The sequence below is a fragment of the Gulosibacter chungangensis genome (assembly GCF_008831155.1).
In the GTDB taxonomy this organism is placed as follows: domain Bacteria; phylum Actinomycetota; class Actinomycetes; order Actinomycetales; family Microbacteriaceae; genus Gulosibacter; species Gulosibacter chungangensis.
The window spans coordinates 98786-124112 of sequence record NZ_WBKB01000008.1; the positions used below are offsets into that span (position 1 = coordinate 98786).

Sequence of the window (25327 nt, forward strand, 5' to 3'; positions counted from 1 at the left end):
CGTTGAGTGCGATTAGCCCGCTCGTTGAGTGCCGACCGCAGGTCAACTCCTGCCCGTCCGTTGGGCGCCGGCCGGAGGCCGGTGTATCGAAACGAACGCGCGCCCAACCTGCGGGCGCTCAGATCTGAGGAATACACTCGCCTCGTGTCCGAGATCAAGGGTGATGCAGGTTTGCGCGGTGCCGTTCCAGGTAACCGGCCCACACCGATCGAGGACTATGCCCTGCTGAGCGACTGCCGCACGGCGGCACTGGTCTCGGGGCGAGGGAGCATCGACTGGCTGTGCCTTCCGCGGCTCGACTCCGCATCCGTCTTCGGCGCGCTGCTGGGCACGGCCGAACACGGCCACTGGACCCTGTGCCCGAGCGACCCGAACGCCACCTGCACGCGCCGCTATGACAGCGACACGTTCATCCTCATCACCCGATGGGAGACCGATTCCGGGGTCGCCGAGGTCCACGACTACCTCGCCATCCACGACACCACCGCAAACGCGGACACCAAGACCGAGACCGACGCGGACATCGACAACGCCACCGACACCGACACCGACACCGACACCGACACCGACACCGACACCGACGGAACCCGAGCCAACTCGCAAGACACAAACCGCACCGACCTCATCCGCCGAGTCGTCGGCGTCAGCGGCTCGGTGCATTTCGAGCAGACCCTTCGGTTTCGCTTCGACTATGCCCGCGCGCTGCCGTGGGTGCGACAGATCGGGTCCCGCGAGCATCCGGAACTCCTTGCCATCGAGGGGCCGGATGCGGTCCTCGCCCGCTGCGGGCACCTCGACGCCGCGGGTACCTCGCACCGCGGCAGCTTCACGGTCGAGGCCGATCAGCACCGGGACCTCGCAATCACCTGGTTCCCTTCCCACCTGCCGGCCCCGCCCGCGCTCGATGCCGAGGCGAGCATCCAAACCACCCGCAACTGGTGGCAGCGCTGGGCGCAGCGAATTGAACATGACGGCCCGCATCGAGACCTGGTGATCCGGTCGCTCCTAACCCTGCGCGCGCTCACAAATCGCAATACCGGCGGGATCGCCGCGGCCGCGACTACCTCGCTGCCGGAGGAGTTCGGCGGCAGTCGCAACTGGGACTACCGATTCGTGTGGCTGCGCGACGCGGCGCTCACCCTCGAGGTGCTCCTCGAGCACGGCTTCGTGCACATCGCCGCGCACTGGCGCGACTGGCTGCTGCGCGCGGTGGCCGGTGACCCCGCCGACCTGCAGATCATGTACGGTCTCGCCGGCGAGCGGGACCTTCTCGAGCGCGAGCTGCCGCAGTTCCCGGGCTATGCCGATTCGCGTCCGGTGCGGATCGGCAATGGCGCGCAGCAGCAGTATCAGGCGGATGTCGTGGGCGAGGTGCTCGTGACGCTTTCCGCCGCCCGCGAGGCCGGGCTCGAAGAAGCCGCGATCTCCTGGCCGCTCGAGCGGGCGCTCGTGCAGTCGGTCCTGGAACGTTTTGATGAGCCCGATTATGGCCTCTGGGAGATCCGCGGCGAGCCGAAGTTTTTCGTGCATTCGCGGGTGATGATGTGGGCGGCGCTCGACCGCGCCGTGCAGGCTGCAGAGGCGCACGGCTTCAAGGGGCCGGTCGATCATTGGCGCAACCTGCGCGGGCAACTGCGGGAAGAGATTCTGTCGCGGGGAGTCGTCGACGGCCACTTCGTGCAGCACTACGACACCGACGAGGTGGATGCATCGCTACTGCTGCTGCCCCAGGTCGGTTTTTGCGCGATCGACGATCCGCGGATGCTCGCGACGGTCGCGAAGATTGAGCGGGACCTCATGCACCACGGCTTCCTCCGCCGCTACCGCACCGACATTGGATCCGTCGACGGGTTGCCGGGCTCCGAGTCACCATTTTTAGCCTGCTCGTTCTGGCTCGTCGAACACTACGCCTGCACGAACCGGCTGGCGGAGGCGCACGAGCTCATGGATCGGCTTTGCGCTCTCGCGAACGACGTCGGACTGCTCTCCGAAGAGTACGACCCCGTCGCTCGGCGGCAGGTCGGCAACTTCCCGCAGGCATTCTCGCACCTCGCGTTAGTCCGCGCCGCGGACGCTCTCGCCCGCGCCAACCTCAAACCACGGTAGCGCCCCGCTGCTGGCGCCCCACTGCCCGCCGCCCCGCTGCCTGCCGCGCCGCCGCGCATCCCGCACATCACTCTCGCCGGAATACCACCGAAACTTTAGTCGACTACTTTCGTGAAAATAGCCGAATGCATTCTCGGTGGTATTTCGTGAGGGATGACGGAGGCAGCGAGCCCGCCCCTCGATACGGCACTACGTGCCTACTCGGGGAAGGGAGCGACCGGAAAAAGATGTGGGCCCCGACCGGAGTCGGGGCCCACATCAACGACTGCGAAAGGTTTAGAGCACCTTTGCGAGCACGTCGCGTGCCGAGAGGATGAGGTACTCGTTGCCGGAGTACTTAACCTCGGTGCCGCCGTACTTCGAGTAGATGACCTTGTCGCCTACTGCAACGTCCATGGGGATGCGCTCGCCTTCGTCGTCGAAGCGACCCGGACCAACGGCTACAACTTCGCCCTCCTGGGGCTTCTCTGCAGCGGTGTCTGGGATGACGAGACCCGAGGCAGTGGTCTGCTCTGCCTGGACCTGCTGGATGACAATGCGATCTTCGAGCGGCTGGATGTTCACCGACACTGTTGACCTCTTTCTAGGCGTAACGATGTGTATAAGTTCGAAAGTTAGCACTCTCACCCTGAGGGTGCTAACTCGAGTCTATGCGTCGAAGGCTGATGGTGCCACCCGAAGCGATCCTCGCTGTACGCGGATAGCGTACGGACTCAGATCACATACACCAGCACGGCCGTCGCCACCGCGATGATCACCGCGAGGCAACCGGTGACCACACCGAGGATGCCAAAAGTCCGGCTCGGTCCATGCATCCGCATTGCGCCGAGGACGACCGCAAGAATGCCGAGCACACCACCGGCCATATAGGACCAGCTCGGCAGCAGCATCAACAGCAGTGCGAGCACACCGACCGCGAGCGCCGAAATCGCCAGCACATCCGCCCCTGGCTTCGCCTCCGGAGCCGCACCGAACTGCGGCGGCGCCATCGCTGGAGTCCCCGCGGGCGGTGAAAACGCACCGAACTCGCCCTGCCCAAAGCCGGGCTGCGCGGCACCAAAATTCTCGCCGTAGGGGGCGGCGTTCGGGTGCCCATCGACCGATTGATAGCCCGATTCGTCGTGCTGGACTCCGAAGGTACCGCCATCGGCTGGCACCGCGGATGCACCGTTCCCGTCGGCGTTGAAGTCGCGATCGATATCGCTCAGGTCAATGCTGCTGTCGTAACCCACACCATTGCTCTGGCTAGGAACCTCCGTGCCGGTGGGGTCGATCTCGACCTCACCAATGGATAGATCGCTCGCAGCTTCTTCCGGGCGGCCGGCCTGCGCATCCGCACCGGCCTGGGCATCCGCACCGGCCTGGGCACCAGCATCCGCTCCGCCATCAACGCCCGCTTCGCCCGGCAGCGGATGCTGCCCGAAGCCCGACTGATCACCGTCGACCCCGAAAGTGCCACCGCTGGCGGGGACGACGTCGTGTTCGGTCGGGTCTTCCGGCGTTAGACGAGTCTCGTCTTTCGCACCGTTCGTGTCGGTCATAGTGCCGAGGCTCCTCCCCTGATGGATGCGATCATCCTAAGGTCTCCCAGTTGCGGATTGACTAACTAGCTACTGAAGTCGCAGATTCTTCGAAGGCCTCGTCAACCTGCGCGGTAGTCATCGGCAGCGTCGAGTCGGCACCGATTTCTAGAGTCGACGGTTCGCGGCCCGACATCACCAGTTGTGCTCCGAGCGCGGCGATCATCGCGCCATTGTCGGTGCAGAGTTTCAGCGGTGGGATGTGCAGCGAGATTCTCTCGGCGGCGCAGCGTTCGGCCGCGAGTTCGCGCACTCGTGCGTTCGCGGCGACGCCGCCACCGAGCAGCAGCCGGGGCGTGTCGAATTCCTTGCAGGCGTCGATGGCTTTGGTGAGCAGGACATCCGCCACCGCTTCGCGGAAGGATGCGGCGATATCGGCCACCGGGACCGGCTCGCCCGCATCCTCGAATTTCTCGACCTGCCGGGCGACGGAGGTCTTCAGTCCTGAGAATGAGAAGTCGAAGCGGTGCTTGGCTTGGTCCTTGGGGTGGGTGAGCCCGCGCGGGAAGCGGAAGGCTTTCGGGTCGCCGTCGGCCGCGACCCTGTCGATGGATGGGCCGCCCGGGTAGGGCAGGCCGAGCACGCGCGCGACCTTGTCGAAGGCTTCGCCGGCGGCGTCGTCGATGGTTTCGCCGATGAGTTCGGATGCGCCGGTGAGTGATTCCGAGCGCAGCAGACTCGTGTGGCCACCCGAGACGAGGAGCGAGATCGCCGGGAACTCGATCGGTTCGCCGTCTTCGCGCAACAGGTCGGCGCTGACGTGGCCGACGAGGTGGTTGACGCCGTAGAGCGGTTTGTCGGCGGCGATGGCGAGTGCTTTCGCGGCGCCCACGCCGACCATGAGCGCTCCCGCGAGGCCGGGACCTGCGGTGACAGCGATCGCGTCGAGGTCCTCGAGGGCGACCCCCGCGGTGTCGAGCGCTTCACGCAGCACCGGCACCATCGAGTCGACGTGTGCGCGGGCGGCAACTTCGGGGACGACACCGCCGTACTTCGCCTGCTCGTCCATTGAGGAGGCGACGGCGTTCGCGAGCAGCGTCGTGCCGCGAACGATCCCGACTCCGGTTTCATCGCAGCTGGTCTCAATGCCGAGGACGAGCGGCTCCAGCGGAAACGGTGGCAGGAGTTTCGCGGCTGCTGTGGTGAGCACCCGGTCGATTTGGCCGCGCATGAGTATGGCCGCTTCGCCACTGCCGGCGTAGTAGCCCTCGCGGCGACCGATGGCTTCGAAGCTCAGTCGTTCGTACATCGCGCGCGCACCTACATTGCTTTCCCGCACCTCGAGAAAAACGAGCTTTGCGCCGCGTTCTTTCGCCCATTCGAGGGCGGTCTGCAGGAGCCTTGTGCCCCAACTATCGCGGCGCACCTGCGGGTCAACGACGATGGTCTGCACATCAGCCTCGCCCGAACCCTGCCCGGCGAGCACTCCGACATAGCCGAAGATTCGCTCACCGTCGGTGAGGGTCCAGTAGCCGGTGTGTTCGCTTTCCACCTCCGAGCGGATGGTCGCTTCATTCCACGCGTCGGCCGGGAACGCTTCGCGTTCGAGCTTCGAGATCCCGCGGATATCCTCAATTTCTGCGGGCCGCATCACAATCTTGTTCAACCTGTCACCCGTTTCGGTACTGCGCCCGGTTTCGCGTCGGGCGCACGCAAGTAGAGCACTTCATCCGGCGCGGCATCGATGCCGGCGGTTTCGCGGTCGAGCCAGGCCAGCGCGAGGTGCGCGGCTGAGACCTGCGTTGCGGCAACGTGCGTGGCGCCGGACGTTTCGGCGAGTTCGGCGACCGCGTCGGGCGCGATGAGTTCGAAGTCCCCCGCGAGCGTCTCGCCTGCGGCGAAGCGCGTGAGCGCAAGTTCGCGGCGCTTGGCGTCGGTGGTTACGTAGATGGCGCCGTTGTGGTCGGGATTCGCGGCTCGCCACTCGTGGGCGATGGCCTCGTGGCTGGGCATCGGGTTCAGCGGCAGGCTGCGGGCGAAGGCGAAGGTGCGGGCCGCGGCGATGCCGACGCGCAGGCCGGTGAAGGAACCTGGGCCCATGCCGCTGACGACCTGGGTGATGTGCTGGGGGCCGATTCCGGCCTCGCGCAGCACGAAACTGATGCTGGGGCCAATGATTTCGGCGTGGCGACGGGTATCGACGGTACGCGACTGCGCAAGAACTCGTCCTCCCTCAGACACCACGGCGACATCGGTCCCAGCGGACGTGTCAATTGCGAGGAGCATACCCGCCAGTCTACGTTGCCTCACGAACGCCCGGCTCCCTGAGTAGGCGCAGCCGTATCGAAGGGCGTAGCGCAACGGGCTCCTTTCGATACGATGCCTACCGCGTCGGCTCAAGGAGTGAGAATTGCATCGAGGGGGGCGTCTGCCCAACGCTGGCCAGTGCCCCGGAGGAGCACGCGGCGAGGTTCGTCAGCCTCATCTTCGTGGGCTTCAGCACCGGCACCAGCACCAGCTGCGTCCCCCGCCCGCGGCCGCCCAATCACAATCTCCAGCCAGGAGTCCGCAATCGCCGAAACGAATTCACTGCCCCATTCGATCACCGTCACCGAGGCCTCAAAGTCGAGGTCGAGATCGTCCAGTTCGAGTGCCGAGCCCAGCCGATATGCGTCCACGTGAATCAGCGCGGGCCCGCCGCTCACCGAAGGGTGCGTGCGTGCGATCACGAAGGTCGGGCTCGCAACGGTCCCACGCACGCCAAGCGCAGCACCGAGCCCGCGCACGAGGGTGGTCTTCCCCGCGCCGAGCGGCCCCGTCAACACGAGCACGTCGCCCGCCCGCAGCTGGGATGCGAGCCGTTCACCGAAGGCTTCCATGTCGGCCGCGGTGCGGATGCTGCCGGTTACTTCGCTCATGCTGAGTCTCCTTGGTCGCTCGACATCATGCCGTCGCTGGAAATCACCCGGACCGCGGGCAGCCCGAACCCAGCGGACTCATAGGGTTCGCGCGTGACATACACCCGGTTCACGCGCTGCCCAAGCGTGGCGCACAGTGCGGCGGGTGTGAGATCAGTCCAGGACGCCCAGTCGTGGAGGCTCACATCGCCGGTCGCCGAACCCCAAATGTGCACCGGCATCCCCGGCCAGCAGTCATTGTCCCCGAGGTCGATCACGACCTGGTCCATCGCCACTCGCCCCACAATGGGCGCGGTTGCGCCGCCCACGCTCACATAGGCGCGTTCGAAGGCCACGCGAGGAATCGCATCCGCATAGCCAATCGGCACGAGCCCGAGGGTCGTGTGCTCCGCTGCCCGCCATCGATAGCCGTAGCTGACGGCCTGACCGGGCGCGACCCGCTTGACGTGAATGAGTTCTGAGCGCAGCGCGAGCGCCGCATGCCGCGTATCGCCGCTGAGGCCGTAGAACGTCCGGGTCGCTTCGGGAGCATTGGCATAGAGCTGCACGTGCTTGGCACCGAGTTCCCGCAGCCGCGCCACATCCGCATAGGTGCGCGCAACCACCTCGAGGCCCTCTTCGAGCACGAGCGGCAGCAGTTCCGCCGCACCGTGCCCGTAAGCATCGGCGCTGAGGTCGACGGGCGCATACTGCTCTTGCAGCCCGACGCGCAGTTTGTCCAGATCAATCACCGCTTTCCGAAGCGGCGCCACGCGACGGTCGCTACCGGCGGCCATCGTGTCGGCCGCCCGCAGCCGCTCCGGCGCCAAATACGCCCGATCGATTCGGCCCGACAAACGCGTCGTAATCTCGTAGTTGATTGTCTCGGCGGCTGCCGCCCAATCATCCGCCGTGGTCTGCGGACCAATTGCGGTGAGGATGCGCCGGTCACCTCGACCGTCCGGGCTCGGCTCAGTGAGGTCCCCATAGGGCTCAACGATGCTGTGGTTCTCTTCGATGAGTTCGATCTGCCAGCGGTCACCGAAGTTATCGACCAGCGGCGGCAAGGCTTCCAGCCCGGCTATCTCCAGCGGCGGCAGACCGTCGGCAGAGCCGATGTCGATCCGCCAACTGTGGCTGTGTTCTTCTTCCGAGGTGAATCCGTGCGCGAGCGGCGCTCGCAGCGAGAGGGCGGGTCGTAGCGGGATGCCGGGGTCCTCCCCCGCATCGAAGGGCGAGAGGCCGTATATTCCGATGCCAATTCGTACTGCGTCGTAACGCGCCTGCGGATACTTCAGGGCCGCGCCGGTCGCGCAGAGATGCACGAGTTCAGGCTGTAACCCGACCTGTTCAGCCAGTGTGAGGCCGCGCTCGAACCTCGCGATCTGCGCAAGGTCATCAGTCTCGCTCGCCCCGGAGATGTGACTCATGATGCCGACGACCTTGAGCTGCCCGGTTCTCTCGAGGTCGCGTGCCTGTGCAAAGAGTGCCAGCCAGTCGACCTCGCGAGCACCATTTCGGCCGAGCCCGGTATCAAGTTTCAGGTGGATGCGCAGCGGCCCGGTTTTCTGCGAGCTCACGCGGTTGCGTGCTCGCTCGCCAACACGGGCGAGCATATCGAAGGAGGAGATGCCGAGTTCGAGATCGGCGGCGAAAGTAGCGTCCCAGTCCTGCATCGGCGAGTGGAGCCAGGCAAGAATCGGCACTTCGATGCCCGCATCCCGCAGCGCGATCGCTTCGCGTGCATCCGCGACACCGATCATTGGAGCACCCGCACCGACGACGGCCTGCGCGACCGCAAGCGCACCGTGCCCGTAGGCTTCGGCCTTGACGACGGGGATCACCGCGACACCGAGCGTGTCGCGGAACGTGCGATAGTTCTCGCGAATCGCGTCGAGATCCACCTCGATGAGGGGCTTCACTGGCAATCTCCTTTCTTCCACAAGGAGTCGGTCATTGAGTAGCGGCCAAAGGCCGCGTATCGAAATGACCGACACGGCGCGAGTTCGTTTCGATACGTCGCTTCGCTCCTACTCAACGAGCGTAATGTCACGACAGCCGGCCTTCGGCGATGACGAATGCGGTGGCGTACTCGCGATCGTGCGAAAGCGAAAGGTGCAGCCGTTTGACGCCCAGTGAGGTGAGCACCGCATCCAGCTTCGTATTGCGTGCGAACTCGGGCGCCTGCAGGTGATTGCGGTGCACCGCGAGGTCCCGCAGCGTCAGTCCGTGCAGACCGCGCAGCGCTTTGACCGCCGCCTCGCGCGCGGCGAAGCGTGCCGCGATCGAGGACAGTGGCAGCGCGAGTTCTTCCGGTGCAAACACGCGCTCGCCAAACTTTGGGTTGGCGAGCGCGTGTTCCACACGGCTGAGCTCGACGGTGTCTACTCCGATGCCGTGGATCACTGTAATTTATTCGACGGTGACGGACTTCGCGAGGTTACGCGGCTGGTCGACGTCGAGGCCCTTTGCGGTGGACAGCTCGAGCGCGAAGATCTGCAGCGGCACCACCTTGAGGAAAGGTTCGAAGAAGACAGAGGTCGGTGGGGTCGCGAACACGGCTTCCGTGTACGGCATGACCGAGGCGTCGCCACCTTCGGCCACCGCGAGCACGTGCGCACCGCGAGCCCGGATCTCCTCGATATTCGAGACGATCTTGGCGTGCAGCCCGTTGTCGTGACGCGGGCTCGGCACCATCACAAACACCGGCTGGCCGGGTTCGATCAGCGCAATCGGGCCGTGCTTGAGCTCACCGGCGGCAAAACCTTCGGCGTGGATGTACGCAATCTCCTTGAGCTTGAGCGCACCCTCGAGTGCGATCGGGTATCCGGTGTGGCGCCCGAGGAACAGCACCGAGCGGGTGTCGGCCATCCAGCCAGCGAGTTCCTTGATGCTCTCGTGATGCGTGAGGGTTTCGCGCAACTTGTCCGGGATGGTCTGGAACTCGGTGGTCTCAACCCGAATTTCTTCGTCGGTGAGGGTCTCGCGGACCTTCGCGATGTGCAGACCGAGCAGGTAGATCGCGGCGATCTGCGCGACGAAGGCCTTGGTCGACGCCACGGCAACCTCGGGGCCGGCGTAGGTGTAAACAACCGAGTCGGATTCGCGCGGGATGGTCGCACCCTGGGTGTTGCAGATCGAGATGGTCTTCGCACCGGCTTCGCGCGCGAAGCGCACGGCCAAGAGCGTGTCCATCGTCTCACCGGACTGCGACAGGGAGACCACGAGGGTGCGCTCAGTGATGACCGGCTCACGGTAGCGGAACTCGTGGGCAAGTTCGACAGCGACCGGCACACCAGTCCACTGCTCGAGGGCGTAGGCCCCGGTGAGGCCCGAGTAGTAGGCGGTGCCGCAAGCGATCAGCAGGATGCGGTCGATGTCGCGGAAGTACTCGTCGCTGAGCGCTTCGAGGTCCGGCAACCGCACCGTGCCGTCGGTGATGCGACCGCGGATGGTGTCCTCCACGGCCTGCGGGTCTTCCGCGATTTCCTTTGCCATGAACGACGACCAACCGCCCTTGTCAGCGGCCGCTGCATCCCAGTCAACATCGAAAGCTTCGCCTTCGGCGGGCTGACCGTCGAAGGTGGTGATCTCTACCGATTCCTTGCGAACCACGACCATCTGGGCCTGGCCCACCGCGATTGCCTTCTGAGTGTGCTCGACGAAAGCCGCGACATCCGAACCGAGGAAGTTCTCCCCCTCACCCAGGCCAATGACCAGTGGCGAGTTGAGTCGGGCGGCGACGATCACATCCGGCTGGTCCTGGTGCACGGCCACGAGACTGAACGCGCCGTCAAGGCGGGTAACAACGTTCCGGAAAGCCTGCTCGAGGTTGCCGACCTTGCGGTACTCGCGGCCGAGCAGGTGTGCTGCGACCTCGGTGTCGGTCTCGGACAGCAGGGTCACGCCGTCGGCGAGCAGTTCTGCGCGCAGGGCAGTGAAGTTCTCAATGATGCCGTTGTGCACGACCGCGAGCTTGCCGTCATCCGCCAGGTGCGGGTGCGCGTTCGCGTCGGTCGGGGCGCCGTGGGTTGCCCAGCGCGTGTGCCCGATTCCGATATTGCCGTCAGGCAGGGGCGTTTCGGCCAGGTCATCGCGGAGCACCTGTAGCTTGCCGGCACGCTTGCGGTGGTGAAGCTGACCTTCACCATCCACCACAGCGATACCGGCGGAGTCATAGCCTCGATATTCGAGGCGGCCAAGGCCACCGAGAAGGATGTCCTGGCTGAGTCGGTCTCCGACATATCCAACAATTCCACACATGCGGATAAGTATTGCGCATACAACCGACATCACCCGCACATCCGCACAAAAAAGCTGCAATTTTTGGTCGAATTCGCGAGCCGCGGATACCAAGTAGACTCGCTGATTATGCCTGTTCCCGGCCGAAGTGACGAGACACAGTGGTCGACGCCATTTGTTGAAATTGCGCGTGCGGACTGGGCCGAATTGGCGCCCACGACCCCGCTCACGCTTGATGAATCGGACGTCAATCGACTGCGTGGACTCGGCGACCCCATGAACGTGGCCGAGGTTCGCGAAGTGTTCGTGCCGCTCTCCCGACTGCTCAATATCTACATTGCAAACGCCCGGGAACTGCGTCGCTCAACGACCTCGTTCCTCGGCGAGCGAAGTGCCCCGACGCCGTTTGTGATCGGGGTGGCCGGTTCGGTGGCGGTGGGTAAGTCCACGGTCGCGCGTTTGCTGCGTGAGCTACTGCGGCGCTGGGAAGACACGCCCCGGGTCGAGCTGATCACCACCGATGGCTTCCTCTACTCCAATGAGGAACTAGCCCGGCGCGGGCTGATGGAGCGCAAAGGCTTCCCGGAATCCTATGACCGTCGCGCGTTGCTGCGGTTTGTCACGCAGGTGAAGTCGGGGGCGCCCGAGGTGCGCGCGCCGTTCTATTCGCACATGGTCTACAACATTGTGCCGAATGCCGAAATCGTCGTGAACGCACCGGATGTGCTGATCGTTGAGGGCCTGAATGTGCTGCAGCCGCCGGGGTCAAACTCGCTCGCGCTGAGCGACATGTTCGATTTCTCGATTTATGTGGATGCGCGTACCCAAGACATCACGCGTTGGTACCAGGAACGCTTCCTGCGGCTGCAGCAGGGCGCTTTCTCGAATCCCTCCTCGTACTTCCGCCGCTACGCGGACCTCTCCCGTGAAGAGGCGATCGAGACTTCGAAGGGAATCTGGGAGTCCATCAACCTCCCGAACCTCGAGGAGAACATCCTCCCCACGCGTTCCCGCGCCCGCCTGATCCTGCGCAAAGCCTCCGACCACACCGTCGACCGCGTCCTCCTCCGCAAGGTCTAGTCCCGCCCGCCGCATCCGGTCACTGAGCATCGAGCGCAGCATCGGTCGCTGAGTAGGAGCGGCAACGACGTATCGAAGCGTCCCGCCACGCCCACCTCGCTCGCTGAGTAGGAGCGGCAGCGACGTATCGAAGCGCCCCAATCTCATGTGAGAATTAGCGTCATGTCTACTGGCAAAACGGCAACCAAGGGCCGCGGCAAGAAAATAGTTCTGATCAGCATCGCTTCAGTGCTCGTCCTACTACTGGTCGCCGTCGGACTGGTCTGGTGGAACATCCAGACCAAACTCAACGAGATCGAGCAAATCGAAAACGCTTTCCCGGATGACTCGAAGCGACCGGCCCCGTTCGACGGTGAGGATGCTCCGCTCAATATCTTGCTGCTGGGTTCCGATTCCCGCGCTGACTCGTCCGAGTCGCTGCTCACCGATCTCGGTAGCCGTGCCGACACGATCATCGTGGCGCATATTTCGGGAGACCGTGAAAGCATCCAGCTGATGTCGATCATGCGCGACTCTTGGGTGGAAATCCCCGGCCACGGCGAGATGAAGATCAATGCCGCGCTCTCGCTCGGTGGAGTGCCGCTGATGGTAGAGACCGTGGAGTCGCTGATCGACCAGCGCATCGACCACGTTGCGATGATCGACTTCAACGGTTTCAAGGGCGTAACAGATGCTCTGGGCGGCGTGACCGTGCACAACCAGTACGCTTTCTCTTCGGGTGGTCATGACTTCCCGGTTGGCCCGATCACGCTTTCGGGCGATCAGGCGCTGGTGTTTGTCCGCGAACGCTATTCCTTCGAGGATGGTGACTATCAGCGTGTGGCGAATCAGCAGCTGTTCCTGAAGGCAGCTATGTCGCAGTTGATTTCGCGGGACACCCTCACGAACCCGGGGAAGCTCAATGAGCTGCTCGGCGCGGTGACTCCGTACGTTGCGACGGATTCTTCTCTGAACGGTCAGGCGATGTTCAATCTCGGGACCTCGATGACCTCAGTCCGCACGCGCGATGTCAATAACTTCACGCTGCCCACCGACGGCACCGGGATGATCGGCGACGAGTCGGTCGTCTACGTGAACTGGGATGAACTGGAAACGCTCCGCGAGAAGTTCGCGACCGACGACCTGACGAACTATCACCCACCCGCCAAGCCCGAAGGCTAACCTGCCACTCACCGCGCACCCCCGCCCATCCTCCAAGAAGCGGCGCCCCACCCAGTTCTCCGAGTAGCGCGAAGCGCGTATCGAGGACCCCCACCTAATTACACAGCCCAATCGCCCCGGCCTTGTACCAAGCAAACGTCTCATAAAAGAACGAGAACACCCGCCCCAGCACAGACCGATCACGCTCGGCCATGATGAAGCTGTACTCAATCCCCGACGTGCAGGTTTCGAAGTACATCCGCGTACGGTTCAGGTGACTCCGATCAGTGACCACCGCCGCCGACTCCCAACCGTGGGCTTCAGCTACCTCGGCGAAGGACAGTGCCTCCCCCTGCGTGGTTGACGGCACCGGCTCGAAACACACGATCGTGACCGGCCGCTCGATCTCGACCGACGCATCCTGCGCGCAGAGCCAGCCCGGGTACTCGATCAGCGGCGCCGAGATCGCGAGCCTGTCGCTGTAACCGGCGTCGATGAGGTCGACGCCCGCGTGCAGACGGTAGGTCTGCGGCGCGAGCACCACGACAACATCAACCGGTTTCTGCGCATCCGTCTTCGGCAAGAACACGATGAACAGTTGCACGACGAACATCGCGGCAAGGATGCTGCCGGTGATTATTACCGTACGGTTGCGCAGCTGCTGATAGTTCATCCGGCGCGGACATTACTCCTGGGTGCTCAGCCAGCGGGCGCGTTGGAAATACGCGACGATGACGCTGACGGCCCCGGTGATTGCCTGCGCGGAAGCTTCGTAGACCTCGAATTCGCGGCGATACGGGTCAGTAATGTCGAGATCGCTCTGCGATTCTGGCGGCGGCACGATCCCCCGCAGCTCGCTCAGCGTCTGGAACGCCGCGCGCTCGACATTGCGGCGCCCGGCAACGCCCTCGCGCAGTTCGTCTTCCGGAATCGCGCGCGCGATCCGGGCGAATTCGATCAGCGTGAAGGTGTACCGATTCGCACGAGGATGCATTTGCACCACTTGGCTGCGATGCTCACGCGACAACGCGAAGATCAGGTCTGAGTCGACGATGAGCTCTTCGGTGAGCTGCTGGCCGCGGTGTTCCGGCGCGCCTTCAATCCCATTGCGCGCAGCGATTTCCAGCAGTTCGTCGGGCATCGGATGGCCCACCAAAGCGCCAGTACCTGCGCTGTCGACCTCAAAACGGGAAGCATCAAGCTTTTCGCGAAGCAGCAGCTCCGCGTACGGGGAACGACAAATATTTCCGGTGCAGACCGTGAGCAGTTTGAAAGCCATCGAGCCCGATTGTATGCTGCTTCACCCACCAATGAGTGGAAGCGCAGCAAACCATTAGACCTACGCGAATGCCAACATCCCCATCGTGGCGAGCGTCGCGAAGATGCCGCCCCAGAGGATGATCGAAACAACCTGCCAACCGATGACGCGGTTGCGCTTCGCACCGAGCGACACCATGGTGCCCGCGACAATCTGGCTTGGCAGTACCGTCTGGCCCGCGAGGCTCACCACCGGTACGCCCCAGCGATCGAGCATCCGGCGGATGCGCTCCTGGCGACGCGAAGGCTCGACCGGAGCCCGGTTCGCCGTAGCTCGCTGACGGACCGCACTGGCCCCGAAAACCATCAGCAGCATCGTCGTCAGGTTCCCCACGACCGCCGCCGACACCGCCAACGGCGCCGGAAGCCCGGCGAGCACACCCACCGCCGAGCCAAAGTACGATTCGACGAACGGAATGGCACTAATCAACGCCACCCCGAGGAACTGGACGACCGGCGGCAGCCCCTCGACGAATGCCTGGAGTTGGGGAACGAAGTCGCTAAACATGGTGTGGTTCCTTTCGTTGGGGTGTGTTCTTGTTGCCGCGTCTTCCGCGGTGTTGATACAAGGTTCCCGGAATCGCGCGCTGCCCAGTAGCGCCAGAATCACACCTCTTCGCAGTGCGCCTGTCACGCGACATTCGTGACATTTGTCACTGCCGTACACTCGCGATCATGTCGCCAGGATCCACACCGACCGCTGCCTCCGCAGCCGACCAAGCGCACGCTTCAGCAACCAGCGCCACGGCCACGTCCGGCCAGCAAGTCGACAATCAGGCCCGTATCAACCCCGCCCGCGGCGTGCTCGCGAGCTGGCTGTACACGGTCATCACCTTCGTGTGCATGTTCATCTTCGGCGCGATCATCACGCTGGGGAATGCGGCGCAGGTTCGCGCCGACGAGTGGGTCACGGTGCCGGTGCTCGGGATGCTCGTGGGGCTCTGCGTTGGCGTCACGTTGATGCGCCGCGGGCTTCACAGCGGGTTGGTCGGGCATCCGGTGCAGCAAGCTGGCATCGGGCTCGCGCTGGTGAGCTCGCTCGTCGTTTTCGCCTACACCTTGATCGCGAAACCAGATTTCGGGATGGGCACCTTCCCACTCGCGGTCACCCTCTCCGCGGTCGCGTGTCTGCTTCCCCGCCGCATCGGGCTCACGGTGATCGCCGTCGCGGTCGTGCTCCCGATCCTGCAGCACGTCCTATTCGAGCCCACGGGTTCGCTCCTCGCGATCTATATGGCCGCGTTTTTCGCATTCACGCTGTATCTGTCGATGTGGGCATTCAACCTCATGCTGCAGCTCGACGACGCCCGCAAGACCGAGAAGGATCTCGCCCTTGCCCGCGAGCGCCTGCGGTTCGCGAATGAGCTGCATGACGCGCAGGGACACACGCTGCAGGTGCTGGCGCTGAAAACCGAACTCGCAGAGCGCCTGCTCGATGTGGATATCGAAGCGGCCCGCGAGCAGTTGCGGGATGCGCGGCAGCTCGCGGCGGATGCGCTGGCCAACACTCGCTCGATCGCCCGCGGCTACCGAAAGGTGTCGCTTGAAGATGAGCTGCGCAACGCCGTCGACGTCCTCGAGGCCGCAGGCACGACCTGTGCTCTGCAGATCCACACGACCCCGGAGGAGGGCCCGGAGAAGGAACTCATCGCCCGCCTCGTACGCGAAGGAACGACCAATCTTCTGCGGCATGCGACCGAGGCCACCCAGGCGTCGATCGAGGTGGCCGCGGATTCTTCCAGCTGGGTGGTGCGGATGCGCAACAACGGTGCTGCCCCGGATACGCTGGCCTCGGCGAATGGCTCGGCGACCGACCCGATTCAGGCCGAAGCGACCAATCTCGACCGTGGATCTGCCGCGGGAGGTTCCGGGAATCACGAGCCTGCTGCGAGAGCTTCCGCGAGCACTGGCACCGGCATCGAGAGCCTACGGTCCGCGTTCCGTGAGGCGGGCGGCGAAGTCGAAAGCACGCTCGCTGGAGAAGAATTCACCCTGACTGGAAGGTTGCCGCGATGATCCGCGTCCTGTTCGCTGATGATGAGGAACTCATTCGCACGGCCCTCGAGACGCTGTTGAATCTCGAAGAGGATATCGAGATCGTGGCCAGCTGCGATAACGGCAAAAATGCTGTCCGGCTCGCCACCGAACTCCAGCCCGACGTCTGCCTCTTCGATCTCGAAATGCCCGGAATGGACGGGGTCGAAGCTGCCGAACGGATCCTGCGTGAGGTCCCCACTCGCGTGATCATCGTCACTCGCCATGCACGCCCAGGAGTGTTGCGCCGAGCGCTCGCCACAAAGGTCTCCGGCTTCACACCCAAGTCAGTTTCCGCACAACAGCTCGCCGAGATCATTCGTAAGGTCGCCGCGGGCGGCCGCTGGGTCGACCCCGAGATCGCCGCGGGTGCCCTCGTCGGCGAGCGCTCGCCCCTAACCGCACGCGAGTCCGGCGTCCTACGGGTGAGCCGCAGCACCGCCACCGTCGAAGAGATCGCCCGAGAACTCAAGCTTGCGCCCGGCACCGTGCGCAACTACCTCTCGCAAGCGATGACCAAGCTTGACGCCCGCACCCGCCATGAAGCCGCCGCCCGCGCCTATGAGCAAGGCTGGATCTAGGACTTCCGTTCACCGAGTAGGAGCGTAGCGAATCCTCCCGCTCACCGAGTAGGAGCGCAGCGACGTATCGAGGTGCCTAACGAGGCTTCGATACGGTCGCTACGCTCCCTACTCAGCCAACGACACAAAGAGCATGAGCGAAGCGAGTTCCGTGGGGCTTTCGATACGGTCGCTACGCTCCCTACTCAGCCAACGACAAATACAGCACGAGCGCAGCGAATTCCTGCCGCTAGACGAGGTCGTTTTTCGCTGCCAAAACGACCTTCACGAGCTCGTCGTAGAGCGGGTCGCCCTGGTCGAGGCTGAAGACGCGTTCCAGCACGCTCTCGGCAGTGCATCCGATCAGCAGTTTGTACAGCTCCTGAGATTGCGGGTCTGTATCGACCCGGAATCTCAGTGCCGCCGATATCGCCCGGATCAGCGCGTCGTAGCTCATTTCGCGTTCGGCGAGTTCGTACGCGGGTTGCACGAACCGGTCGTGACGCCCGAGCTTCCGTATCGGCTGTCGGCCAATGCGCACCGGGGTGTCCGGCAATTCGGGGTTCTCAAACCGCTGAATCGTACGGTCCACATACGCCTGGTGCTCTTCGCGCGAGAAGCCATACTTGGCGATCAGCAGCGCACTCGTCTCCGCCAGCACCGCGTCAACTTCGGCCCGAACCTTGGGGTTCGCGAGCGCCGAGGCAATCGACCGCTCCCCTTCGAGGTGCCCCCAATATGCCGCGGTCGCGTGGCCGGTGTTCACCGTAAACAGCTTCCGCTCGATATACGGCGCGAGGTCGTCGACGTAGTGCGCGCCCGCAAGCTCGGGCTCCTCACCGGCAAACGGCCCGCGTTCGATGGCCCACTCCGAGAAGTCCTCCACCACCACGTCCACGCCCTTGGCGTCAACGGCCGGAATGATCCGGTCCACCGCGGTGTTCGCGAACACCGCACGAGATGCCACCGAGGGGTCGGCCTCGAGCACCAGTTCGCGTAGCTGGTCAGTCGCGTTGATCGCGTTCTCGCAAGCCATCACGACGGCTTTCGGCAAATCTTCGGAACGTGCCGCCAGCCCCTTCGCGATCACCGGCGCAATGAACTTCAAGATCCCGACCCCGACCGCGCAGGTGACGATGTCGGCGGCAGCGACCGCAGCCACCGCCTCCGCCTCGTTCTCGGCCGAATTCACCGCACGATATCGGTCGACCACATGCGTCTTCGCCTCGGCACCCACCTCGTGAACCTCGTAGGTACCGGCCGCATTCAACTCATCAACCAGCGCCGCGTTGACGTCGGAAAAGACCACGTCATAGCCGGACTCGTGCAGCACGAGCCCGATGAATCCGCGACCGATATTGCCCGCACCAAAGTGGACAGCGCTCTTCGTCATTCTTCGTTCACCGACCCCAGCAGTGCGTAGAGCGCCTCAGCATCCGGCGCCGCCAGGAGCTTCTCAACCTCTTCTTCCTCCGAGAAAATCAGCGCGATCTTCGAGAGAATCTCCAGGTGGCCGCCGTCTTTTCCGGCGATGCCGACGACGAACCGCACCTCGTTGCCGTCCCAGTCGATAGGCGCTGCGGTGCGAATGAATACGAGCGCCGAATCGAGGACCTCATCCTTCGCCTCGTTCGTGCCGTGTGGAATCGCGAGGAAATTACCCATGTAGGTGGACAGGGTTTTCTCCCGATCAAACATGGCGTCGACATAGGAGTCCGTCACCGCACCAGCGCCAACGAGTTGACGGCCCGCCTCGCGAATGGCTTCGTCTTTGTCGGTGATCGGGCTGCTGGCGAATACGCGATCTGGGGTTAGCACGGACATGCGGTTCTCCTTAGTTGTTATTCGCTATCGGCGCTGCGTTGTTCGCGGATCATTTCCACGACCTCGTCATAGCGTGGTGAGTTCATGAAATTATCAACCGAAACATGAGTTGCGTCTGGGTTTTTCTGCTGGGCTCGGTTAGTGAGTTCTTTTTGCGTGATGATCAGGTCTGCGGATGCATCAAGGTTCGCGATCGCGAGGTTGATCACCTCAATGCCGTCGAACCCGGCCTTCTTGATCTTGTTGCGCATCACGCTCGCGCCCATCGCGCTCGAGCCCATTCCGGCATCGCAGGCGAAGACGATCTTCTTGATCTCGCGGTCGCTGGATGCGCCACCCGCTCCGGCGCTCGCTTCACCTTCGCTCGTCGCATCGGTGGCATACGGGGATGCGCCTGTCGCGGCTCCCGAGGCGCCTTCCACTAACGGATACCCCGCCGCCGCGCTCGTCTCAGCACCGGCCGCGGCCAGCCCGGACAGCGCATCCGACTTTTTGCCCTTATGTGCCTCGGTCTGCGCAATGGCCTTGGCCAGCGCATCCTCTGTCTCAAGGTCTCGCTTGCGCGAGAGCCGCAGGATGAACGCGGCCACCAGGAACGAAACCGCGGCGGAGAGGATGACCGAGAGAATCACGCCGAGGTAGCTGTCGCTCGCGGTTTGGGCCATCACTGCGATGAAGGAGCCCGGGGATGCGGGGGCTCGCAGGCCCGCGTCGAAGATCATGTTGGTGCCGACGCCGGTGGCGCCGCCGAGGACCACGGCGATCAGCAGGGCTGGCTTCATGAGCACGTACGGGAAGTAGATCTCGTGAATACCGCCGAAGAAGTGGATGATGATCGCACCGGGGGCGGTGGCCTTCGCGACGCCGACACCGAAGAAGGTGAAGGCGAGGAGGATGCCGAGACCCGGTCCCGGGTTTGCTTCGAGGAGGAAGAGGATTGATTTGCCGTCGGTCGCGGCCATCTGGGTGCCAAGCGGGGTGAGCACACCGTGGTTGATGGCATTGTTGAGGAAGAAGACCTTCGCGGGTTCGATCAGGACGCTCACGAGCGGCAGGTAGCCGGTGTCGATCAGCCAACTCACGCCGAGGCTGAGGACGTCCATGATCCAGTTGACGATGCGGGCGAGGATGTAGAACCCGAAGATCGCCATGATCAGCGCGAGAATACCCGCGGAGAACATGTTGACGAGCATCTCGAAGCCCGCCTTGATCTTGCCGTCCCAGAGTTTGTCGAGTTGTTTCATTACCCAGGCAGCGAGCGGGCCCATGATCATCGCACCGATGAACATGTGGACGTGACCGAGTTCGCTTTCGCCGGCAGGGAGGGTCGCGTTGAACTGGTCGATGAGGAAGTCAGAGCCTGCGATCACACCCATGGTCGCGACGGTTGCGACCACGCCACCGCGTTCCTTGTAGACCATTCGCCCACCGGTATTGGCGATCAGCAGCGGCAGCAGGTAGTGGATGGTCGGGCCCACGAGAGTTGCCAGCCCCTCGTTCGGGGTCCAGCCGTCGGGTATGAAGAATGCCGTGATCAAACCCCACGCGATCAAGGCGGGGATGTTCGGCATAATCATGCCGGAGAGGAACGTGCCAAACTTTTGGACCGCGACCCGAGCGCCAAGGTTGGACGACTCGTCGGTGGCCGCTGCTGAGTGAGTCAAAACTGCCTCCTAGAACAGGGCGTCATTGCACCGCCTAATTCCGCTCACAGTACGCCTTGATCTGGGGAAACAACAGAAAATCCGCCACATTGTCACGAGATCGTGAGGGGGTGGATGCCCGGCTCAACGCCCCGGCCATTTCGATAAACGGCCCTACGGGCCGCACTCAATGACCGGGGCAGCGAACCTCAGTGCACCACCACCGCTCCCCGCGGCACGTAGCGCACCACCTCGACCGAGGCCGCCACCACCGCACGCAGCGCGGCAAGGTCGCCCCCAACAAGTCCCCGCGCGCGTGCCTGCACGAGTAGGTTGCCCATTGCGGTGGCTTCGACGGGCCCGGCGAGCACGGTGAGCCCGGAGCGGTCGGCTAGGCGCTGGCACAGCAGGGTGTTCTGCGAGCCGCCGCCGACGATGTGAATCACGTTCACCTCGTGATCGGCCAGGCGGGATGCATCCGCCACGGCCCGCGCGAAAGCTTCGGCGAGGCTCTCGATAATCGTTCGGAGGATCTCTGCGGGCGTGGAGGGCACAGGCTCGCCATGCGCCCGGCACCATTCCTGCACCCGGCCGGGAATATCACCCGGGGGCGAGAACACCGGATCGTTGACGTCGATGATCGCGACCGGCGCATCCACCAGGTCGGCAGCCCGCAGCAGCTCCTGCAGCGTGGCCGACCGTTCCGCGTCGCTCGCGGCGGGATACCAGTGCCGCAGCGATTCGCTCAGCAGCCACATCCCCATCACATTGTGCAGGAAGCGGATGCGCCCATCCACACCGCCCTCATTCGTGAAGTTCGCCAGCCGCGCGGCTTCGGTCATCACCGGCTCATCGAGTTCGAGCCCGACGAGCCCCCAGGTGCCGCAGGAAATGTACGCAAAATCACGCCCGGGGTTCGGGATTGCAACCACGGCGCTGGCGGTATCGTGCGAACCGACCGCGGTTACCTCGATCTCCCGCCCGACGACCTCCGCTGCCCGGCCGCGAAGCACACCGAGCGAGGCTCCCGCATCCACCAACGGCGGCAGGATGCGCGGGGGCAGTCCCAGCGCAGCCATCAGTTCGCGGTCCCAGTCGCGACGGCGCGGGTCGTAGACCCCGGTGGTGGATGCATTGGTCCGCTCGGCGACTTCGGCGCCGGTCAGCCAGTGGGCGAAGAGGTCCGGGATGAGCAGCATCCGGTCGGCGATCGAGAGCAGGTCGCCTTCGGCGGCGAGCTGAAAGACGGTGTTGAAGTCGAGGTGCTGCAGGCCATTTCGAGCATAGAGCTCGGCGGCTGAGACCCGGGCGTGGACCGGCTCCACGGCCCGGGAGCCGCGCGGATCCCGATAGTGGAAGGGCACTCCGAGCAAGCGCCCGCCGCGCAGCAGCCCGTAGTCCACTGCCCAGGAGTCGATGCCGATGCTCGCGATCTCGCCGGGTGCCTCGCGTTCAGCGGTCGCGAGTCCCGCGAGCACCTGCCGGTAGAGCTCGACGATGTTCCAGTGCAGGCCGTCACCGAGATCGACGGGGTTGTTCGGGAAACGGGCGATGTGCCGCATCCGCAGCCGCCCGTCAGCCACCTGCCCGAGGATCACCCGGCCGCTCGTCGCCCCGAGGTCGACCGCGGCCACGGTCCGCCCGGCAGCACCCGCAATTCCCCCGCTCATCGCAGGAACGCCGCCGCGACGCCGGAGTCAACCGGAATGTGCAGGCCCGTGGTGCGGCTGAGCTCCGGCCCCGTCAGCACGTACACCGCATCCGCCACGTTCTCGGGCACGACCTCGCGCTTCAGGATGGTGCGGTTCGCGTAGAACTGGCCGAGGTCCTCTTCCTTGACGCCGTAGGTCGCGGCGCGGTTCGCGCCCCAGCCCGAGGCGAAGATACCCGAGCCACGCACGACACCGTCGGGGTTGATGCCGTTCACGCGAATCCCGTGCTCGCCGAGTTCGACCGCGAGCAGCCGCACTTGGTGCGCCTGGTCGGCTTTGGTCGCCGAATAGGCAATGTTATTGGGCCCCGCGAACACCGAGTTCTTCGAAGAGATATAGACGATGTCGCCCCCGAGCCGCTGCTCAATGAGCACCTTCGCGGCCGCCTTCGAGACGAGGAAGGAGCCCTTCGCCATCACGTCGTGCTGCAGGTCCCAGTCCTGCTCGGTGGTCTCCAGCAGCGGCTTCGACAGCGAGAGGCCGGCGTTGTTCACGACGAGGTCCACCCCACCAAAGGAGAGCACGGCGTCGTTCAGCGCCTGCTGCACCGCGGCAGCATCCGCAACATTCGCCGCCACGCCGACCGCGACATCCGGCCCACCGAGTTCGGCGGCCGCCGCGGCAGCCTTCTCCAAGTCGAGATCCGCCACGATCACGCAGGCACCTTCGGCAGCGAGGCGCGTCGCGATCGCCTTGCCGATCCCGGATGCCGCGCCGGTCACGAACGCGATTCGCCCCTGGTGGCTCTTCGGTTTCGGCATGCGCTGCAATTTTGCTTCTTCGAGCGCCCAGTATTCGATACGGAACTTTTCGGCATCGCTGATCGGCTGGTAGCTCGAGAGCGCCTCGGCTCCGCGCATCACGTTGATCGCGTTGACGTAGAACTCCCCCGCCACCCGCGCGGTCTGCTTATTTGCGCCGTAGGAGAACATGCCGACGCCCGGGATCAGCACGATCAGCGGGTCGGCGCCGCGAATCGCAGGGCTCTCGGCAGTCGCATGGGCCTCGTAATAGGCCTGGTAGTCGGCACGGTATTCGGCGTGCAGTTCGTGCAGGCGCGCGATTTGTTCCTCGACGGATGCGGTAGCCGGCAAGTCGAGAATCAGCGGCTTCACCTTGGTGCGCAGGAAGTGGTCCGGGCAGCTGGTGCCGAGGGCCGCGAGCGCCGGCGCCTTCTCGGAGGCCAGGAACTCGAGCACTTCCTCGCTGTCGGTGAAGTGCCCCACCATCGGTGAGTCGGTGGATGCGATGCCGCGGATTGTGGGCGCGAGGGCCGCTGCCCGCTCAAGCCGCGCATCCACCGGCAGCGGCTCGTAGCCGGGCCGTACGGCACCGAAGGGCTCGTCCACCCCGTGTTCGTCGATATAGGCCTGGGCGGTGTCGATGATCCACAGCGAGTTCGCTTCGGATTCTTCCGAGGTCTCGCCCCAGGCGGTGATGCCGTGTCCGCCGAGAATGCAGCCGACCGCCTGCGGGTTCGCGGCCTTGATTTGCGCGATGTCGAGCCCGAGCTGGAACCCGGGGCGGCGCCAGGGCACCCAGACGACCTTGTCGCCAAAAATCCTGGAGGTGAGCGCTTCCCCGTCCACGGCGGTGGCGATCGCGATACCCGAGTCGGGATGCAGGTGGTCGACGTGTGCGGCATCCACAAGCCCGTGCATGGCGGTGTCGATCGAGGGTGCGGCTCCGCCCTTGCCGTGCAGGCAGTAGTCGAAGGCGGCGACCATTTCGTCTTCGCGCTCGAGGCCCGGGTAGACGTCGACGAGGGCGCGCATCCGGTCGAGGCGCAGCACCGCGAGACCCGATTCTTGCAGGGTTCCGAGGTCGCCCCCGGAGCCCTTCACCCACAGCAGTTCCACCGGAGTGCCGGTCACGGGGTCGATTTCGGTGCCCTTGGCGGAGGTGTTGCCACCGGCGTAGTTGGTGTTTTTCGGGTCGGCGCCCAGGCGGTTGCTGCGGGCGATGAGCTGGGCAGGGGTGGTTTCGGTCATCGCGGACTTCTCCGTCGTGGTCGAGGTTGGGTGCGTGGTCGAGGTCGAGGTTGTGGTGGTCATGGTTAGGCTCCCCAGCTGCTCTGCACGCCACCGACGCGGTCGGCGGCAATCGTGTTTTGGTATCCGGATGCGGCGAAGGCGGCCATCGGGTCGGCCGCGAGTCCGCGCGACTCGCGCCACTGGGCAAGTGCCGGGCGCACATCGGTGTAAAACGCATCCATGAACACGGCGTTCGCACCCAACACGTCGCCCGACCTCTGGGCCGCGGCCAGCGCATCCCGATCAACGAGCAGGGCCCGGGCGGTCATTTCCTGAACGTTCAGCACCGAACGGATCTGCCCGGGGATCTTCTCTTCCACGTTGTGGCATTGGTCGAGCATGAAGGCGATCTCGGGGTTGTTCAGTCCCCCACCGCGGATCACTTCGAAGAGAATCCGGAAGAGCTGGAACGGATCGGCGGCACCGACGATGAGGTCGTCGTCGGCATAGAAGCGCGAGTTGAAGTCGAAGGAGCCGAGCTTTCCGAGGCGCAGCAGCTGCATGACGATGAATTCGATATTGGTGCCCGGGGCGTGGTGGCCGGTGTCGAGGCAGACCATCGCCTTCTCGCCGAGGGAGGCGACCTGGGCGTAGGAGGTGCCCCAGTCGGGCACATCGGTGTGATAAAACGCGGGCTCGAAGAACTTGTATTCGAGGACGAGTCGCTGGTTGTCCCCGAGGCGGTCGTAGATCTGCTGCAGCGATTCCTGCAAGCGGTCCTGTCGCCCGCGCAAGTCGGCCTGGCCCGGGTAGTTGGAGCCTTCAGCGAGCCAGATCTTTAGGTCGCGCGAACCGGTTTCGTGCATCACGTCGATGCATTCGAGGTGGTGGTCGATCGCCTTCTGGCGAACCGCGGCATCCTCGTGGGTGAGGGCGCCGAACTTGTAGTCTTCGTCTTGGAAGGTGTTGGAGTTGATCGTGCCGAGCTCAACGCCGTGGTCCTCGGCGTGCTTGCGCAGGTCGGCGAAGTTCTCGACCTTGTCCCAGGGGATGTGCAGGGCAACGACCGGCGCGAGGCGGGTGTACTTGTGTACCTGCGCGGCGTCGGCGATTTTCTCGAAGGGGTCGCGCGGCGTGCCGGGGGTCTGGAAGACCTTGAAGCGGGTGCCGGAGTTCCCGAAGGCCCAAGAGGGCAATTCAATTGCCTGCTGCTCGAGCGCGGTGAGAATTTCGGGGCTAAGCGTGGTCATGTCGTTCTTTCTGTGGTGGCTGCGTGAGC

At 64.4% G+C, this 25327-nt stretch carries 22 protein-coding genes; 5 read left to right on the top strand and 17 right to left on the bottom strand.

Annotation, left to right across the window (positions count from 1 at the left end; translation table 11 throughout):
• The first annotated feature begins 153 nt into the window (after nucleotides 1-153).
• The gene (locus tag F8O05_RS12005) at nucleotides 154-2106 is read left to right on the top strand and encodes a glycoside hydrolase family 15 protein (RefSeq protein WP_225735899.1); all 1953 of its coding nucleotides are present in this window, start codon (nucleotides 154-156) and stop codon (nucleotides 2104-2106) included.
• Between the two features lie 276 nt (nucleotides 2107-2382).
• Here the strand turns inward: F8O05_RS12005 and groES are convergent, their stop codons facing one another.
• The 8 genes from groES to glmS form a co-directional block, all read right to left on the bottom strand.
• A complete protein-coding gene (gene groES, locus F8O05_RS12010; protein WP_158052988.1) occupies nucleotides 2383-2676 on the bottom strand; it encodes a co-chaperone GroES in 294 nt (97 codons plus the stop codon).
• Nucleotides 2677-2819: 143 nt separating this feature from the next.
• Nucleotides 2820-3647 carry a hypothetical protein gene (locus F8O05_RS12015; RefSeq protein ID WP_158052989.1) on the bottom strand — a complete coding sequence of 276 codons (828 nt, stop codon included), beginning with the start codon at nucleotides 3645-3647 and terminating at the stop codon, nucleotides 2820-2822.
• Between the two features lie 61 nt (nucleotides 3648-3708).
• Nucleotides 3709-5292, bottom strand: a complete 1584-nt coding sequence (gene tsaD / locus F8O05_RS12020; protein WP_225735892.1) for a tRNA (adenosine(37)-N6)-threonylcarbamoyltransferase complex transferase subunit TsaD — start codon at nucleotides 5290-5292, stop codon at nucleotides 3709-3711.
• Nucleotides 5289-5912: a tRNA (adenosine(37)-N6)-threonylcarbamoyltransferase complex dimerization subunit type 1 TsaB gene (gene tsaB, locus F8O05_RS12025; RefSeq protein ID WP_158052990.1), complete on the bottom strand. Its 624-nt coding sequence runs from the start codon at nucleotides 5910-5912 to the stop codon at nucleotides 5289-5291. Before tsaB ends, tsaD begins: the two co-directional genes overlap by 4 nt.
• Nucleotides 5913-6022: 110 nt before the next feature.
• Nucleotides 6023-6544 carry a tRNA (adenosine(37)-N6)-threonylcarbamoyltransferase complex ATPase subunit type 1 TsaE gene (gene tsaE / locus F8O05_RS12030; RefSeq protein ID WP_158052991.1) on the bottom strand — a complete coding sequence of 174 codons (522 nt, stop codon included), beginning with the start codon at nucleotides 6542-6544 and terminating at the stop codon, nucleotides 6023-6025.
• Complete coding sequence (locus F8O05_RS12035; protein WP_192497170.1) at nucleotides 6541-8445, bottom strand: alanine racemase; 1905 nt, start codon at nucleotides 8443-8445, stop codon at nucleotides 6541-6543. The genes tsaE and F8O05_RS12035 overlap by 4 nt, the downstream gene beginning before the upstream one ends.
• Before the next feature lie 127 nt (nucleotides 8446-8572).
• Nucleotides 8573-8929, bottom strand: coding sequence for a holo-ACP synthase (locus F8O05_RS12040; protein WP_192497171.1), 357 nt, complete (start codon nucleotides 8927-8929; stop codon nucleotides 8573-8575).
• Nucleotides 8930-8935: 6 nt separating this feature from the next.
• Nucleotides 8936-10786, bottom strand: coding sequence for a glutamine--fructose-6-phosphate transaminase (isomerizing) (glmS, locus tag F8O05_RS12045; protein WP_158052994.1), 1851 nt, complete (start codon nucleotides 10784-10786; stop codon nucleotides 8936-8938).
• A gap of 108 nt (nucleotides 10787-10894) precedes the next feature.
• Between glmS and coaA the strand changes: the two genes are divergently transcribed.
• Both coaA and F8O05_RS12055 read left to right on the top strand, forming a co-directional pair.
• Nucleotides 10895-11845 carry a type I pantothenate kinase gene (coaA, locus tag F8O05_RS12050; protein ID WP_158052995.1) on the top strand — a complete coding sequence of 317 codons (951 nt, stop codon included), beginning with the start codon at nucleotides 10895-10897 and terminating at the stop codon, nucleotides 11843-11845.
• A gap of 162 nt (nucleotides 11846-12007) precedes the next feature.
• Nucleotides 12008-13006 (top strand): LCP family protein, encoded by a 999-nt coding sequence (locus F8O05_RS12055; protein WP_158052996.1) that lies wholly within the window; start codon nucleotides 12008-12010, stop codon nucleotides 13004-13006.
• 94 nt (nucleotides 13007-13100) lie between these two features.
• Here the strand turns inward: F8O05_RS12055 and F8O05_RS12060 are convergent, their stop codons facing one another.
• Genes F8O05_RS12060 through F8O05_RS12070 form a run of 3 tightly spaced genes read right to left on the bottom strand, consistent with a single transcriptional unit; the run spans nucleotide 13101 to nucleotide 14810 of the window.
• Nucleotides 13101-13658, bottom strand: a complete 558-nt coding sequence (locus F8O05_RS12060; protein ID WP_158052997.1) for a YdcF family protein — start codon at nucleotides 13656-13658, stop codon at nucleotides 13101-13103.
• A gap of 12 nt (nucleotides 13659-13670) precedes the next feature.
• Entirely contained in the window at nucleotides 13671-14264 is a 594-nt protein-coding gene (locus F8O05_RS12065) for an arsenate reductase/protein-tyrosine-phosphatase family protein (protein ID WP_158052998.1), read from the bottom strand.
• A gap of 60 nt (nucleotides 14265-14324) precedes the next feature.
• Nucleotides 14325-14810 (bottom strand): hypothetical protein, encoded by a 486-nt coding sequence (locus F8O05_RS12070; protein ID WP_158052999.1) that lies wholly within the window; start codon nucleotides 14808-14810, stop codon nucleotides 14325-14327.
• Nucleotides 14811-14977: 167 nt separating this feature from the next.
• Here F8O05_RS12070 and F8O05_RS12075 point away from each other — a divergent pair, with 167 nt between their 5' ends.
• Nucleotides 14978-16318 carry a sensor histidine kinase gene (locus tag F8O05_RS12075; protein ID WP_158053000.1) on the top strand — a complete coding sequence of 447 codons (1341 nt, stop codon included), beginning with the start codon at nucleotides 14978-14980 and terminating at the stop codon, nucleotides 16316-16318.
• Entirely contained in the window at nucleotides 16315-16917 is a 603-nt protein-coding gene (locus F8O05_RS12080; protein WP_158053001.1) for a response regulator transcription factor, read from the top strand. Before F8O05_RS12075 ends, F8O05_RS12080 begins: the two co-directional genes overlap by 4 nt.
• Nucleotides 16918-17146: 229 nt before the next feature.
• On the opposite strand, the gene F8O05_RS12085 is transcribed toward F8O05_RS12080, so the two are convergent.
• The 6 genes from F8O05_RS12085 to rhaI all read right to left on the bottom strand — a co-directional run bounded on the left by F8O05_RS12085 (nucleotide 17147) and on the right by rhaI (nucleotide 25298).
• Nucleotides 17147-18289: a mannitol-1-phosphate 5-dehydrogenase gene (locus F8O05_RS12085; protein WP_158053002.1), complete on the bottom strand. Its 1143-nt coding sequence runs from the start codon at nucleotides 18287-18289 to the stop codon at nucleotides 17147-17149.
• Nucleotides 18286-18720: a PTS sugar transporter subunit IIA gene (locus tag F8O05_RS12090; RefSeq protein WP_158053003.1), complete on the bottom strand. Its 435-nt coding sequence runs from the start codon at nucleotides 18718-18720 to the stop codon at nucleotides 18286-18288. The genes F8O05_RS12085 and F8O05_RS12090 overlap by 4 nt, the downstream gene beginning before the upstream one ends.
• 17 nt (nucleotides 18721-18737) lie before the next feature.
• On the bottom strand, nucleotides 18738-20384 hold the full coding sequence (locus tag F8O05_RS12095; protein ID WP_318655823.1) for a PTS mannitol transporter subunit IICB: 1647 nt from the start codon (nucleotides 20382-20384) through the stop codon (nucleotides 18738-18740).
• Nucleotides 20385-20572: 188 nt separating this feature from the next.
• On the bottom strand, nucleotides 20573-22033 hold the full coding sequence (locus tag F8O05_RS12100; protein WP_158053004.1) for a rhamnulokinase: 1461 nt from the start codon (nucleotides 22031-22033) through the stop codon (nucleotides 20573-20575).
• Nucleotides 22030-24066 (bottom strand): bifunctional aldolase/short-chain dehydrogenase, encoded by a 2037-nt coding sequence (locus F8O05_RS12105; protein ID WP_158053043.1) that lies wholly within the window; start codon nucleotides 24064-24066, stop codon nucleotides 22030-22032. The genes F8O05_RS12100 and F8O05_RS12105 overlap by 4 nt, the downstream gene beginning before the upstream one ends.
• A 65-nt stretch (nucleotides 24067-24131) precedes the next feature.
• The gene (gene rhaI, locus F8O05_RS12110) at nucleotides 24132-25298 is read right to left on the bottom strand and encodes an L-rhamnose isomerase (protein ID WP_158053005.1); all 1167 of its coding nucleotides are present in this window, start codon (nucleotides 25296-25298) and stop codon (nucleotides 24132-24134) included.
• Nucleotides 25299-25327 lie beyond the last annotated feature (29 nt).